We start from the raw sequence: 12,797 nt of genomic DNA, 5'->3' as shown, positions 1-12,797 counted from the left end.
ACCGTATTTACCGTGGCGCGCTTGCACGTCGGGCGAGTTGCCCGCATGATTCACACGCAGTCAACTTCATACGCAATCGGTCACCGCGGGTACATCGCGGCGCCACCGAACCGTGCGGCGCACGCCACACGTGACGGACGTCGCGACGCATCCCGGGAACACGTACAGGGGCCTCGGGCGTCTGTACAGGTGTGGGCGAGCCGCTCGTGCGGTCGTCACAGTGATACGGCGGCGAGCGCCCGAAGCCCGCCGCCGCGACGGAGGGAGACCGCTATGCAGCCCGAAACGCTGACCCGGCCCGAACTGACCCTTGCCGACCGTTGCGACCGCTGCGGTGCGGCTGCCAAGGTGCGCGCGATCCTGCCCTCCGGTGGGGAACTCCTGTTCTGCAACCACCACGGCAACGCCCACGCCGCCAAGCTGCGTGAGTCCGGGGTGCAGGTGCAGACCGGGGAGTGACACCCGGGGCGCCACCCGCGCCCCCACTCAGACCCGCGAACGGGGCGGGGATCCGATCGGATCCCCGCCCCGTTCGGCATGTCCGGGGGTGCTCAGGACACCGGTGCGAGCGGCTCCGGGCCGGTGCCCGGGCCCCCGTACGCCCCGGCCGGCCGCGACGGCGCCGGGTCGGCGGGCAGCGGCGTGGCGCCGGTGACGATGTCGGCGGCCCGCTCGGCCACCATCACCACCGGGCCGTAGGTGTTGGCGTTGGGCACGTCCGGGAAGATCGACGCGTCGACGACCCGCAGACCCTCGGTGCCGTGCACGCGCAGCGTCGACGGGTCCACGACGGCGTCGGCGTCGGTACCCATCCGCGCGGTGCTGGTCGGGTGCAGCCCGTTCTGGGCGCGCCGGGACACCCAGTCGAGGATCTCGGCGTCGGAGCGGACACCCTCACCGGGGAAGGTCTCCCCGGCGTCGAGACCCGCGAACGCCGGCTGGGTGAGGATCTCCCGGGCCAGGCCGACGGCCTCCACCCAGCGACGCCGGTCGCCGTCGGTGACCAGGTAGTTCTGCACCAGGCGCGGCGGGACGGCGGTGTCGCGGGACACCGCCCGCACCGTCCCGCGGACGTCGCCCGCCATCACCGAGACGTGCATCTCGTAGCCGTGCCCGACCGGCGGGACGTCCGGCGCGAAGCGCATCGCGACCGGCGCGAACAGCATCATCACGTCGGGGATGCCCCCGGCCATCGAGGTGGAGGCGAACCCGCCGATCTCGAAGTGGTTGCTGGCCCCGATCCCGGTGCCCGAGACGAGCCAGCGGGCCGCCGCGGCGGGCAGCCGGTGCGGGGCCCGGTGCGGGGCCAGCGAGATGGGCTGGGAGCAGGCGTGCTGCAGGTGCACCGCGAGGTGGTCCTGCAGGTTCGCGCCGACCCCGGGCAGCGCCACCCGGGTCTCGACGCCGATGCCCGCGAGGTGCTCCGGGTCGCCGAAGCCGGACACCTGGAGCAGCTGCGGGGTGGCGATGGAGCCGGCGGCCAGCAGGGTCTCGCCGGCGTCGACGTCGCGGAGGGTGCCGTCGGCGGCGCGGTAGCGGACGCCGATGACCCGGGTACCGCGGGCGTCGGTGCGCAGCGCGCGGACCAGGGCGCCGGTGCGGACGGTCAGGTTGGGCCGCGAGTCGGCGACCGGGTGCAGCCAGGCGTCGGTCGCCGAGAAGCGGCGCCCGCGCGAGATCGTGCGCTCGGTGCGCGAGAAGCCCTCCTGGACCGGGCCGTTCGTCGAGTCGAGCAGCGCGTGCCCGGCCTGCTGCGCCGCGGCCAGGAACGCCGCGTTCAGCGGGCCCGCGGCCGGGGCGCGCTCGAGGACCTGCGGCCCGTGGCCGCCGTCGGCCAGCGGGGTGCCGTGCTCGGACATCCGCCGCTCCAGGCGGCGGAAGTAGGGCAGCAGGTGGGCCGAGCTCCACTGTCCGCAGCCGGGCAGGCGGGACCAGCGGTCGTAGTCGCCCGGATGGGCCCGCTGGTAGACCATCCCGTTGATGCTGCTGCTGCCGCCCAGCACCTTCCCGCGCGGGACGGCGATCCGGCGCCCGGCCAGACCGGCCTCGGGCTCGGTGACGTAGCACCAGTCGTAGCGGGGGTTGCCCCACGCCTTCGACAGCGCGGCGGGCATCCGGATGATGGGGTCCCAGCGGTGGTCGGGCCGGCCCGCCTCGAGCATCAGCACCCGGCGCGTGGGATCCTCGGTGAGCCGGGCGGCCAGCACCGACCCCGCGGATCCCCCGCCGACGATGACGACGTCGTACCGGCCCATTGCGCGCCCTCCACACCCACTGTCGGGATTGCCCTGTTCGAGGGAGCAACCCCCCTTGCGTGGATCACGGTACGCCGCGCCCACCGGCCGTCGCCGCCGCCCCCGTAGGCTCGATGGTGTGATGACGACCGAGCGTGACGCCGAGGACGGAGCGCACCTCCGCGACGCCGCCGCGGACGACGCCGACGCCGCGTTGGCCGCCCTCGCCGCCCAGCTGGAGGCGTCGGTCGCCGAGCTGTCCTCGGCCCGTGAACGGGTGGCCGAGCTGCAGGAGCTGCGGTCGCAGGGGTTGAGCTGGCGGGCGATCGTCCCGCGCGAGGCACGGCCGCTGATCGTGGAGACCCTCACCCGCACCCTCGACGGCCTGGGCGCCGTCGGTGGCCGGTTCCGACGCGAGGAGGCCGTCGCGCTGCACGGCGAGGGCGAGACGATCGCCGGAATCGGCAGGCTGTTCGGGGTCAGCCGCCAGCGCGTGTCGGCCTACCTGCAGGAACACCAGCAGCTCCTCGAACGCTGTGCGGCCCGCCGGGACCGGCCGGAAGCCTGAACCCGGGTCAGCCCTGGTCGTGCCTGCGGTGCCGCGCCTGCCGCTGGACGGGCACCCGCGGCGCCACCGGCACCACGGGGGGGCGGCGGGCCGCCGGGATCAGCGCGGTGCGGTCGAGCGCGTCGGGCTGTTCCGGCACCGACGGCTGCGCGGCGCGCAGCTGCAGCCGGGCCAGCTCGCGGACGTCGGTGAGCCGGGCCGCCAGCGCGGTCACCACCGGCGCCAGCGCGACGACCAGACGCTCGCCGAGCGGGTCGTCGGGCCCGCCGCGGGCGAACAGCTGCAGGACGCCCGCGGTGCGCCCGGCGACCGGGACCGGCACCGACAGCGAGCGGACCAGGCCGCAGTCGGCCGCGGCGGCGGCCAGCTCGGGCGGTCCGGACCGGGTCAGGTCCGGGGTGGTCAGCGTGCGGTCGCCGCGCTCGGCGGCGGGGCCCGGCCCGGCGTCGGCCCGGCGCTGCAGCTCACCCAGGCGCAGCGCGGCGGTGTCGGAGCCGAACACCCGCCGGGCCTCGGGGTCGCGGGGGTCGGCGGGCTCGCGCAGCAGCAGCGCGGCACCCCCGACCCGGGCGGCGGGCACCAGCGCGACACAGATCCCGGACAGCATCGCGGCGACGTCGGCGTGCGCCACGGAGGTGGCGCCGGCCTGCAACGCGACCCGCACCAGGGCGGGTGCCGGGTCGGGGGTCGGCCGCCCGGTCGTACCGGAGGTCCAGAGCGAGGCCGCCATCTCGTCCCTTCCGCGTCAGCTCCCGCGAGCGGGTTCGTGACACAGCGTCGCGGGTGTGGTGGCGAGGATAACGATCGTGGTCGCCGCCGCGGACGGCGGCTCGCCCGGCCCGTCCCGGCGATCACCGCAGGTGACGGAACCGGAGGCTCCGGTGACCGGGGGTGTCCGGTCGGCCGGTGCGACGGAGGTCCCCCCGGCAGGACCGGGTGGGCCGCGTAAGGTTCGGAGGACGTACCGCGGGAGCCCGCGCACCGAGGCTGAGAGGGCGGCAGGACCGGCCGCCGACCGTTCGAACCTGATCCGGGTCACACCGGCGTAGGGAGGCCGCTCCGTGTTGTCACGTGCTCTCCGTCCGCTCGCCGTCGCGCTGGCGCTCGCGCTGGCCCTGTCCGGCTGCGCCGTGGCCGACGGCCCCGGCGGCCCCGCCGGGGGCGGGCCGATCCGCGTCGCCCTGGACTGGACGCCGAACACCAACCACATCGGGCTGTTCGCCGCCCAGCAGGCGGGCTACTTCCGCGACGCCGGCCTCGACGTCGAGTTCCTGCCCTACAACCAGACCTCACCGGACACCCTGGTCGGTTCCGGCGCCGCGGACTTCGGCATCGGCTTCCAGGACTCCTTCACGTTCTCGAAGGCCGCGGGCGCCGACATCACCTCGGTGATGGCGATCCTGCAGCACTGGGCGACCGAGATCGCGGTGCGCTCCGACCGCACCGACATCCGGCGCCCGCGTGACCTCGACGGCAAGGTCTACGCCGGGTTCGGCGGGCCCGGTGAGAACCAGAAGATGCAGGCCGTGATCCGGGCCGACGGCGGGCGCGGCGACTTCCGCACCGAGGTCCTGTCCACCGCGGCCTACGAGGCGCTCTACTCCGGCCAGGCCGACTTCACCGAGCCGTTCGTCAACGTCGAGGGCATCGAGGCGCAGCTTCGGGGCGAGCCGATCCGCACCTTCCGCTACACCGACTACGGCTTCCCGGACTCCTACAACGTGCTGCTGCTGGGCAACTCGACCTGGTTGCGTGACAACCCCGACCGGGCCCGCGCGTTCGTGCAGGCCGTCCAGAAGGGCTATGCGCTGGCCGCGCAGGACCCGGCGACCGCAGCCCGGATGCTGAAGGAGGCCAACCCCGGAGCCTTCACCTCCGACGCGCTGGTCGACCGGGGCGCGCAGATGCTCAGCGAGCGCTTCCTGCGCGACACGCAGGGCCGCGTCGGGTTCCAGACCCCGCAGCAGTGGGCCGGGTTCTCCGGGTTCCTCTACGACACGGGCACCGTCGCGGGGCCGGACGGCGCCCCGGTGCGGCAGAAGCCGGACTTCTCGACCTGGTTCACCAACGACTACCTGGCACCGTGATCCGCCGGCTGTGGCCGGCCGCGGCGCTGGTCACCGCCCTGCTGGTCGCCTGGCAGGTCGCGGTCACCGTCGCCGGCACCCGCCCCCAGCTACTGCCCTCGCCGCTGCGGGTGGTCGAGCAGGGCTGGGCGTTCCGGGCCGAGCTGTGGGCGAACACGCTGCCGACGGTCCAGGTGACGCTGATCGGGTTCACCGTCTCGATGGCGCTGGCCTGGGCGGCCGCGGTCGCGGTGGACTTCTCGCCGTGGCTGCGCCGGGCGCTGACCCCGCTGCTGGTGGCCTCGCAGACGTTGCCGGTGGTCGCGATCGCCCCGCTGCTCATCATCTGGTTCGGGTTCGGCCTGCTGCCGAAGGTGCTGGTCATCGCGCTGGTGACGTTCTTCCCGGTGGCGGTCGGGCTGATCGAGGGCTTCGCCGCGACCGACCGGTCCGCGACCGCGCTGCTGCGGTCGATGGGGGCCTCGCGCTGGCAGCGGTTCCGCTACGTGCGGCTGCCCGGGGCGCTGCCGTCGTTCTTCACGGCGCTGCGGATCGCGATCACCTACGCCGTCACCGGGGCGATCTTCGCCGAGTACGTCGGCGCCCGGGCCGGCCTGGGCATCTTCATGCAGCTGCAGAAGAACCAGTTCCGCACCGACCTGGTGCTCGCCGCCGTCGGCGTGACCGCGGTGCTGTCGGTGACACTGTTCGCGCTGACCTTCCTGCTGCAGCGCCTGGTCACGCCCTGGTACGTGGCCGACCACGACGGGCACGGTGCGCGGTGAAGGTCGTGGTGCGCGACCTGTCGGTCTCCTACGGCGACCTGCCGGTGCTGTCCGGGGTGAGCCTGGACGTCGCGCCGGGGGAGTTCGTGTCGCTCGTCGGGCCGTCGGGATGCGGCAAGTCGACGCTGTTCGGGGCCCTGGCGGGCATCCTCGACGGGGCGACGGTGACCGGCGGGATCGAGGTCGACGGCGGCCCGGTGCGCGGCGCCCCGTTCGGCCTGATGCCCCAGCAGGACCTGCTGTTCCCGTGGCGCACCGTGCTCGACAACACCACCCTCGGGCTGGAGGTCGCCGGCGTGGGGCGCCGCGAGGCCCGCGAGCGTGCCCGCGCGCTGTTCGAGCCGTTCGGGCTCGCCGGCTTCGAGGACGCCCGCCCGGGTGCGCTGTCGGGCGGCATGCGCCAGCGCGCGGCGCTGCTGCGCACCGTCGTCGGGGGGCGCGAGGTGCTGCTGCTCGACGAGCCGTTCGGCGCGCTGGACGCGCTCACCCGGACCGCGATGCAGGACTGGCTGGAGTCGGTGCGCGCCCGCTACGGCTGGACGACGGTCCTGATCACCCACGACGTGCGGGAGGCGGTCCTGCTCTCGGACCGGGTGCTGGTCTTCTCGCCGCGCCCGGCGACCGTGGTGCGGGAGGTCGTCGTCGACGCCGGGCGGCCGCGCAACCGTACCGACCCGACCCTGGCCGCGGTCGAGGCGGACCTGCTGGAGACCCTGCGCGGCTGAGGTGGATCGACCCCGGGGGCAGGGACCGGTGGTCGCCGCCCGCCACTGCGTTCCGGTGCCGTTGCGGCCGTCCGGATCGTGCCGCAGGGCAACAAAGTCGATGTTCGTAACCGGATCGTGATGTCAGAAGGGGAACTCTCTCGATTCAGAAGGCTGTCGCAGAACCGGTTCCGCCCAATACGTTGGCGCTCGCAACATTCACCCGTTCGTGATCATGCGAGCGGTCCACAACGTGGTGGAGGGAGACCCCGATGGGGGCACGGAACACGGGGCGCGGTCCCCGGCTGCGTCGGGCGGTCGCGGCGGCGGGTCTCGGCCTGCTGCTGGCCGTCGCGGGCTGCGGACAGAACAGCGCCGGCGGCGGCGGGGAGGCCGCCGGCGGCGGGTCCGGCGGGTCCGGCGGCGGGGTGAAGGTCGGGGTGATCCTCCCCGAGACCGACTCCTCGGCCCGCTGGGAGGGCTTCGACAAGCCCATGCTGGACAAGGCGCTGCGCGCCCAGGGCATGGACCCCGACATCCAGAACGCCCAGGGTGACGAGCAGAAGTTCTCCACCCTGGCCGACGGCATGATCTCCAGCGGCGTCAAGGTCATGATCATCGCCTCGATCAGCAGCGACGGCGGGACCGCCGTCGCCCAGAAGGCCAAGGCCCAGGGCATCCCGGTCATCGACTACGACCGGCTCAACCTCGGCGGCGTCAGCGACTACTACGTCTCCTTCGACAACGAGAAGGTCGGCGCCCTGCAGGGCGAGGGCCTGGTCCAGGGCATCGGCGACAAGCCGGGCGCCCAGGTCATCGAGATCGAGGGCGCGCCGACCGACAACAACGCGACCCTGTTCTACAACGGCCAGCAGACCGTGCTGAAGCCCAAGTACGAGTCCGGGGCGCTGAAGCTGGTGCAGAGCCAGAAGATCGACAAGTGGGACAACCAGGTCGGTGGCACCACCTTCGAGCAGATCCTCACCGGTAACGGCGGCAAGGTCGACGGCGTCGTCGCCGCCAACGACGGCCTCGCCGGCGCCATCGTCACGGTGCTGGCCAAGTACGGCCTGAACGGCAAGGTCGTGGTCACCGGCCAGGACGCCACCGCCGACGGACTCGCCGCGATCCTGCGCGGGGACCAGTACATGACGGTGTTCAAGCCGATCGAGCAGGAGGCCGAGGCCGCCGCGAAGCTCGCCGGTGCCCTGGCCAAGGGCGACACCGCGGCCGCCGACGGCGTCGCCACCCAGACGGTCGAGGACCCGAAGGGCAACCGCGACGTCAAGTCGGTGCTGCTCGAGCCGCAGCTCATCACCAAGGACTCGGTCAAGAAGGTCACCGACGCCGGCTACGTCAAGGCCTCGGAGATCTGCAACGCCGAGACCCAGGCCGCCTGCGGCCAGCTCGGCATCAAGTAGGACCCGCAGCCGGACCGGGCCGCGGCGGAGACCCCGCCGCGGCCCGGCCGACGCCCACGTGGAAGGTGCCCGAAGTGGCCGACCCCATCCTCTCCCTGCGCGGTGTGTCGAAGAGCTTCGGCGCCGTGCAGGTCCTGCACGACGTCGACCTGACCGTGCGCGCCGGCGAGGTCACCGCGCTCGTCGGCGACAACGGCGCGGGCAAGTCCACCCTGGTCAAGTGCGTCGCGGGTATCCACCCGATCGACTCCGGCGAGGTCCTGTTCGAAGGGGCGCCGGTGACCGTCGCCGGGCCGTCGGACGCATCCCGGCTCGGCATCGAGGTCGTCTACCAGGACCTCGCGCTGGCCGACAACCTCGACATCGTCCAGAACATGTTCCTCGGCCGCGAGCGCGGCCGCTCCTGGATGCTCGACGAGGGCTCGATGGAGCAGGCCGCCCGCGACACCCTCGCGTCGCTCTCGGTCCGCACCGTCACCTCGGTCCGGACCCCGGTCGCGTCGCTGTCCGGCGGGCAGCGCCAGACCGTCGCCATCGCCAAGGCGGTGCTCTGGGACTCGCGCGTCGTGCTGCTCGACGAGCCGACCGCGGCGCTCGGCGTCGCCCAGACCCGCCAGGTGCTCGACCTCGTGCGACGGCTGGCCGAGCAGGGCCTCGGCGTCGTGCTCATCAGCCACAACATGGCCGACGTGTTCGAGGTGTCCGACCGGATCGCCTGCCTCTACCTCGGCCGGATGGTCGCGCAGGTCCCGACCCGCGAGGTCACCCACTCCGACGTCGTCCAGCTCATCACCGCGGGCCGCTCCGGCGAGCTCGGGCTGCCGCGGCCCGAGCAGGCGGTGACCTGATGGCCCCCCACCCCGATCCGTCCGGCCCCGCCGGCCCGGGAGGAGACACCGTGACCGAACGGACGCCCGCGCCCGAGCAGGAGCAGAGCGCGGCCCGCCGGGCGAACCCCGGTAACCGGGCCGCCGACTTCGGCATCGACACCACCGCCCGCACCACCCGCGAGGCGATCACGGCGTACCTGCGCGGCCTGCGTGGCGGTGACCTGGGCTCGCTGCCGGCGCTGCTCGGCCTGGCCGCGCTGTTCGTGCTGTTCAGCGTGCTGGACTCGGGCGGCACCTTCCCGAGCCTGCTCAACCTGGCGAACCTGCTCCAGCAGGGCGCCGGCCCGACCATCATCGCGATGGGCCTGGTGTTCGTGCTGCTCACCGGGGAGATCGACCTGGCCGCCGGTACGGCGTCCGGGCTGGCGGCGGCGCTGATGGCGCTGCACCTGATGAGCGACGGCAACGTGCTCGGCGCCACCGGCACCACCGTGTTCGTGCTGCTGGTGGCGGTGATGCTGGCCGGTGCCGTGCTCGCCGCGCTGGTCCGGGTGTGGGCCGGGTCGGTGATCAGCCTGCTCACCGCGGTCGTGCTCGTGATCGGGGTACCGGCGAACGCGTTCACCGTGATGGGGCTCGCCGTCGGCGTCGGGGTGGTGATCGGCTGCCTCACCGGGTTCCTCGTGGCCCGGATCGGGATGCCGTCGTTCGTCGTGACGCTGGCGTTGTTCATCACGTGGCAGGGCGTGATCCTGCAGCTCATCGGCGACGGCGGCACCATCGCGCTGCGCGACCCCTTGATCAACGCCGTGGCGAACGGCAATCTCTCGGTCACGGCGTCCTGGGTGCTGTTCGTGGTCGTCGCCGGCGGCTACGCGGCCGTCCAGGTGGTGCGCCTGCGGACCCGGCTCCGCGGCGGGCTGGTCGCGCCGCCGACGGGGCTGGTCGCACTCAAGATCGGAGCGGTGGTGGTGCTCGGCGGGCTGGTGACGTTCGCACTCGTGCAGGACCGCTCGCCCGGCGTCATCGCGATCGCCGGGATCCCCTACGTCGTCCCGGTCGTGCTGGTGCTGCTCGTCGCGGGCACCTGGGTGCTCGACCGGACCCGGTTCGGCCGTCACGTCTACGCCGTCGGCGGCAACCGGGAGGCCGCGCGCCGGGCCGGCATCGACGTCGCCCGCATCCGGGCGTCGGTGTTCGTCATCTCCACCGCCTTCGCCGCGATCGGCGCGATCGTCTACTCGTCGAAGATCGGGTCGGTGAACCCGGCGGCCGGTGGCGGCAACACCCTGCTGTTCGCGGTCGGCGCCGCGGTCATCGGCGGCACGTCGCTGTTCGGCGGCCGCGGCCGCATCAGCAACGCCGTCATCGGCGGCACGGTGCTCGCCACGGTGCAGAACGGTCTGGGCCTGCTCAAGCAGCCCGCCGCCGTCGTGTTCGTGGTGACCGGCCTGGTGTTGCTGCTCGCGGCCGGTGTCGACGTGGCGTCACGGCGCCGGGCGGCGGCCAGCGGCCGGTGACATGACCCAGCCCGGATCGGGGACCCGACCCGACGACGCGCGCCGGCACAACCGGGCCGTCCTGTTGCGCCGGCTGCACGTCGAGGGTCCCTGCACCCGCGCGACGCTGGCCGGCGAGCTCGGCCTCAACCGCAGCACGATCAAGGCGGTGGTGGACGGGCTCGCCGAGGCGGGCGTCGTCACCGAGGCCGTCCCGGCCCAGCGCTCCGGGGCCGGGCGGCCGTCGCTGCTGGTGCTGCCCGACCCGCAGGCGGCGGTGGTGCTCGCCGTCGACATCCGGGTCGAGCAGGTCGCGCTGGCGATGGTCGGCATCGGCGGCCAGATCCTGGGCCGGCACAGCTGGAACCTGCACCGCACCACCCGGCTGCCCGGCGAGGTGATCACCCACCTCGCCGAGTCCGCCGCCCTGCTGCGCGACGAGCTGGGCGTCGCCGAGCAGGCGGTCGGGGTCTCGGTCCCCGGCGTCGTGCGGCGCTCCGACGGCTTCGTGCACGAGGCGCCCAACCTCGGCTGGCGCGACGTCGAGCTGGGGGCCCGGCTCGCCGCCGTCCTCGCCCGGCCGGTGCAGGTCGCCAACGACGCGGAGGCCGGCGCACTCGCCGAGCACCTGCGCGGGATCGGCCGCGACGTCGCCGACATGGTCTACCTCTCGGCCGACGTCGGCGTCGGCGGCGGCGTGGTGTCCGGCGGGCAGCCGCTGCGCGGCACCGGCGGCTACGTCGGCGAGCTCGGCCACCTCATGGTCCGCCCGGACGGGCGGGAGTGTTTCTGCGGCTCGCACGGCTGCTGGGAGACCGAGGTCGGCGAGCCCGCGCTGTGCCGCGCGCTCGGCCTGCCCGAGGACACCCCGCGCGGGGTGCTCGTCGCGGAGCTGCGCGACCTGGCCGTCGTGCCGGGCCGGGCCGACCGGCTGCTGGAGGGCTACGCCGGGTGGATGACCGCCGGGCTGGTCACCGTGGTGAACATGCTGGCCCCCGAGCTCGTCGTGCTGGGCGACCTGTTCGGCGCGCTGCCGCCCTCGGTGGTCGAGCGGATCGGGTCCGAGCTGCGCCGGCGCAGCCTGGTGAGCCGGGCCGCGGGCGGGACCCGGCTCGCGGTCTCTCCGCTCGGCCGCGACGGCGCGCTGGTCGGCGCGGCCGAGATCGCGTTCGAGCCGGTCCTGGCGGCGGTCTGACGGGAGCGGGCCGGACGGCGCCGCTCCCGGCGTCCCGCGGGCTCAGGCCAGGTGGCCGGCCAGCTCGGGCAGCGCGCCGACGGTGAAGGTCGGTGGGGTGAGGTACCCGGGCCAGGTGTCGCCGTGGCGGTCCAGCCAGGCCGTCGCCATCCCGGCCCGGGCGGCGCCGTGGAGATCCCACGGGTGCACCGCGACCATCACCGACTCGGCCGCGTCGACCCCGCAGGCCCGCAGCGCGTACGCGTAGGAGGCGGGAGCCGGCTTCCAGACCCCGGCGTCCTCCACCGACAGCACCGCGTCGAACTGCTCGCGCAGGCCGTGGTCGCCGAGCAGCCGCTCGGCCACCGACGCGGCGCCGTTCGACAGCGTCACCAGCCGCAGCCCCGCGGACCGCAGTGCCGCGACCCCGCCGTGGACGTCGTCGTGCACCGGCAGCTCCAGGAACCCGTCGACGACGTGCCGCGCGCCCGCGTCGGGGTCGGCGACGCCGTGCCGGCGCAGCAGCCCGGCCGCGGTCGCCGTCGCCAGCTCGGCGAAGGGCGTCAGCTCCCCACCGGCGGCCTGCGCCATGCCCTCGCGCAGGGTCGCGGCGAACCACAGCGGCCCGAGCCCCTCCGGAGCGCCCAGCGCGGCGAACCGGGCCCCCATCGGGGCCAGGTCCGACAGGGTCTCGTTGACGTCGAACACCACGGTCGTGATCGCCATCCCCCTACCCTGACGGGTGTGAGCGCTCCCCGCACGGTGCTGGTCCTCGGCGGTACCACCGAGGGCCGGGCCGCGGCCGCCGCGCTGGCAGGCCGGGACGACGTCCGGGTCGTGTCGTCGCTGGCCGGGGCGGTGCGCAGCCCGGCCCTGCCCGACGGCGAGGTCCGCATCGGCGGCTTCGGCGGTGCCGAGGGGCTGGCCGCGCACCTGCGCGCCGAGCGGGTCGTGGCGGTGCTCGACGCGACCCATCCGTTCGCCTCGACGATGACCGCGAACGCGGCCGCCGCCTGCGCGGGGACCGGGGTGCCGCTGGTCGTGCTGCGCCGGCCGGGCTGGACGCCCGGTCCGGGGGACCGGTGGCACCGGGTCGCCTCGGTCGCCGCCGCGGCGGCCGCGCTGCCCGGCCTGCTCCCCGGCCCGGCCGGGCGGGTCCTGCTGACGACCGGCCGCGGGGGACTGGCGCACTTCGCGGCTGTCGACGCGGCGTTCTGGATCCGCGCGGTCGACCCGCCCGACGGCCCGCTGCCCGCCCGGCACGAGCTGCTGCTCGACCGGGGCCCGTTCGCCCTCGACGACGAGCGCGCCCTGTTCGGGGCCGTGGTCCCGCACGTGCTGGTCACCAAGGACTCCGGCGGTGCGGCGACCGCGCCGAAGCTCACCGCCGCCCGGGAGCGCGGGGTGCCGGTCCTCGTCGTCGACCGGCCGCCGCTGCCCGGCGGGGTCGCGGTGGAGCCCACGGTGGACGCGGCGCTGGCCCGGCTGCTCGGGGACTGATCACCCGGGGACCGGC

The 12,797-nt window shown here is 74.6% G+C and carries 13 protein-coding genes and 1 riboswitch; of the genes, 10 read left to right on the top strand and 3 right to left on the bottom strand.

Features of this window, described 5'->3' with window-relative positions; all coding sequences use genetic code 11:
• Positions 1 to 273 precede the first annotated feature (273 nt).
• A complete protein-coding gene (locus tag KPF22_RS18520; protein WP_062402550.1) occupies positions 274 to 459 on the top strand; it encodes a hypothetical protein in 186 nt (61 codons plus the stop codon).
• Between the two features lie 92 nt (positions 460 to 551).
• Here the strand turns inward: KPF22_RS18520 and KPF22_RS18515 are convergent, their stop codons facing one another.
• Positions 552 to 2,255 carry a choline dehydrogenase gene (locus KPF22_RS18515; RefSeq protein ID WP_208819560.1) on the bottom strand — a complete coding sequence of 568 codons (1,704 nt, stop codon included), beginning with the start codon at positions 2,253 to 2,255 and terminating at the stop codon, positions 552 to 554.
• A gap of 121 nt (positions 2,256 to 2,376) precedes the next feature.
• Between KPF22_RS18515 and KPF22_RS18510 the strand changes: the two genes are divergently transcribed.
• Positions 2,377 to 2,802, top strand: a complete 426-nt coding sequence (locus KPF22_RS18510; protein WP_208819562.1) for a hypothetical protein — start codon at positions 2,377 to 2,379, stop codon at positions 2,800 to 2,802.
• A 7-nt stretch (positions 2,803 to 2,809) separates the two neighbouring features.
• Here KPF22_RS18510 and KPF22_RS18505 read toward each other — a convergent pair whose 3' ends face one another.
• Complete coding sequence (locus KPF22_RS18505) at positions 2,810 to 3,532, bottom strand: hypothetical protein (protein WP_224402802.1); 723 nt, start codon at positions 3,530 to 3,532, stop codon at positions 2,810 to 2,812.
• Between the two features lie 226 nt (positions 3,533 to 3,758).
• Positions 3,759 to 3,872: riboswitch (TPP riboswitch) on the top strand.
• Between KPF22_RS18505 and KPF22_RS18500 the strand changes: the two genes are divergently transcribed.
• The 7 genes from KPF22_RS18500 to KPF22_RS18470 all read left to right on the top strand — a co-directional run bounded on the left by KPF22_RS18500 (position 3,864) and on the right by KPF22_RS18470 (position 11,302).
• On the top strand, positions 3,864 to 4,889 hold the full coding sequence (locus KPF22_RS18500; RefSeq protein ID WP_224402801.1) for an ABC transporter substrate-binding protein: 1,026 nt from the start codon (positions 3,864 to 3,866) through the stop codon (positions 4,887 to 4,889). Its footprint overlaps the riboswitch before it by 9 nt.
• Positions 4,886 to 5,653 carry an ABC transporter permease gene (locus tag KPF22_RS18495; protein ID WP_224402800.1) on the top strand — a complete coding sequence of 256 codons (768 nt, stop codon included), beginning with the start codon at positions 4,886 to 4,888 and terminating at the stop codon, positions 5,651 to 5,653. Before KPF22_RS18500 ends, KPF22_RS18495 begins: the two co-directional genes overlap by 4 nt.
• Complete coding sequence (locus KPF22_RS18490; RefSeq protein WP_224402799.1) at positions 5,650 to 6,378, top strand: ABC transporter ATP-binding protein; 729 nt, start codon at positions 5,650 to 5,652, stop codon at positions 6,376 to 6,378. The genes KPF22_RS18495 and KPF22_RS18490 overlap by 4 nt, the downstream gene beginning before the upstream one ends.
• Before the next feature lie 251 nt (positions 6,379 to 6,629).
• Complete coding sequence (locus tag KPF22_RS18485) at positions 6,630 to 7,778, top strand: sugar ABC transporter substrate-binding protein (RefSeq protein ID WP_208819568.1); 1,149 nt, start codon at positions 6,630 to 6,632, stop codon at positions 7,776 to 7,778.
• Positions 7,779 to 7,852: 74 nt separating this feature from the next.
• Complete coding sequence (locus tag KPF22_RS18480; protein WP_100880336.1) at positions 7,853 to 8,626, top strand: ATP-binding cassette domain-containing protein; 774 nt, start codon at positions 7,853 to 7,855, stop codon at positions 8,624 to 8,626.
• Entirely contained in the window at positions 8,626 to 10,128 is a 1,503-nt protein-coding gene (locus KPF22_RS18475; protein WP_208819569.1) for an ABC transporter permease, read from the top strand. The genes KPF22_RS18480 and KPF22_RS18475 overlap by 1 nt, the downstream gene beginning before the upstream one ends.
• 1 nt (position 10,129) lies before the next feature.
• Positions 10,130 to 11,302, top strand: coding sequence for an ROK family protein (locus tag KPF22_RS18470; protein ID WP_062404671.1), 1,173 nt, complete (start codon positions 10,130 to 10,132; stop codon positions 11,300 to 11,302).
• A 42-nt stretch (positions 11,303 to 11,344) separates the two neighbouring features.
• On the opposite strand, the gene KPF22_RS18465 is transcribed toward KPF22_RS18470, so the two are convergent.
• Positions 11,345 to 12,007 (bottom strand): haloacid dehalogenase type II, encoded by a 663-nt coding sequence (locus tag KPF22_RS18465; protein ID WP_208819570.1) that lies wholly within the window; start codon positions 12,005 to 12,007, stop codon positions 11,345 to 11,347.
• A gap of 18 nt (positions 12,008 to 12,025) precedes the next feature.
• Here KPF22_RS18465 and KPF22_RS18460 point away from each other — a divergent pair, with 18 nt between their 5' ends.
• The gene (locus KPF22_RS18460) at positions 12,026 to 12,781 is read left to right on the top strand and encodes a cobalt-precorrin-6A reductase (RefSeq protein WP_224402797.1); all 756 of its coding nucleotides are present in this window, start codon (positions 12,026 to 12,028) and stop codon (positions 12,779 to 12,781) included.
• Positions 12,782 to 12,797: the final 16 nt, after the last annotated feature.

Origin of the sequence: Pseudonocardia sp. ICBG1034, assembly GCF_020131375.1 — a bacterium.
In the GTDB taxonomy this organism is placed as follows: domain Bacteria; phylum Actinomycetota; class Actinomycetes; order Mycobacteriales; family Pseudonocardiaceae; genus Pseudonocardia; species Pseudonocardia alni.
Note: the sequence above shows the minus strand (reverse complement) of the source record. Positions and strands in the feature narration are given on the sequence as shown.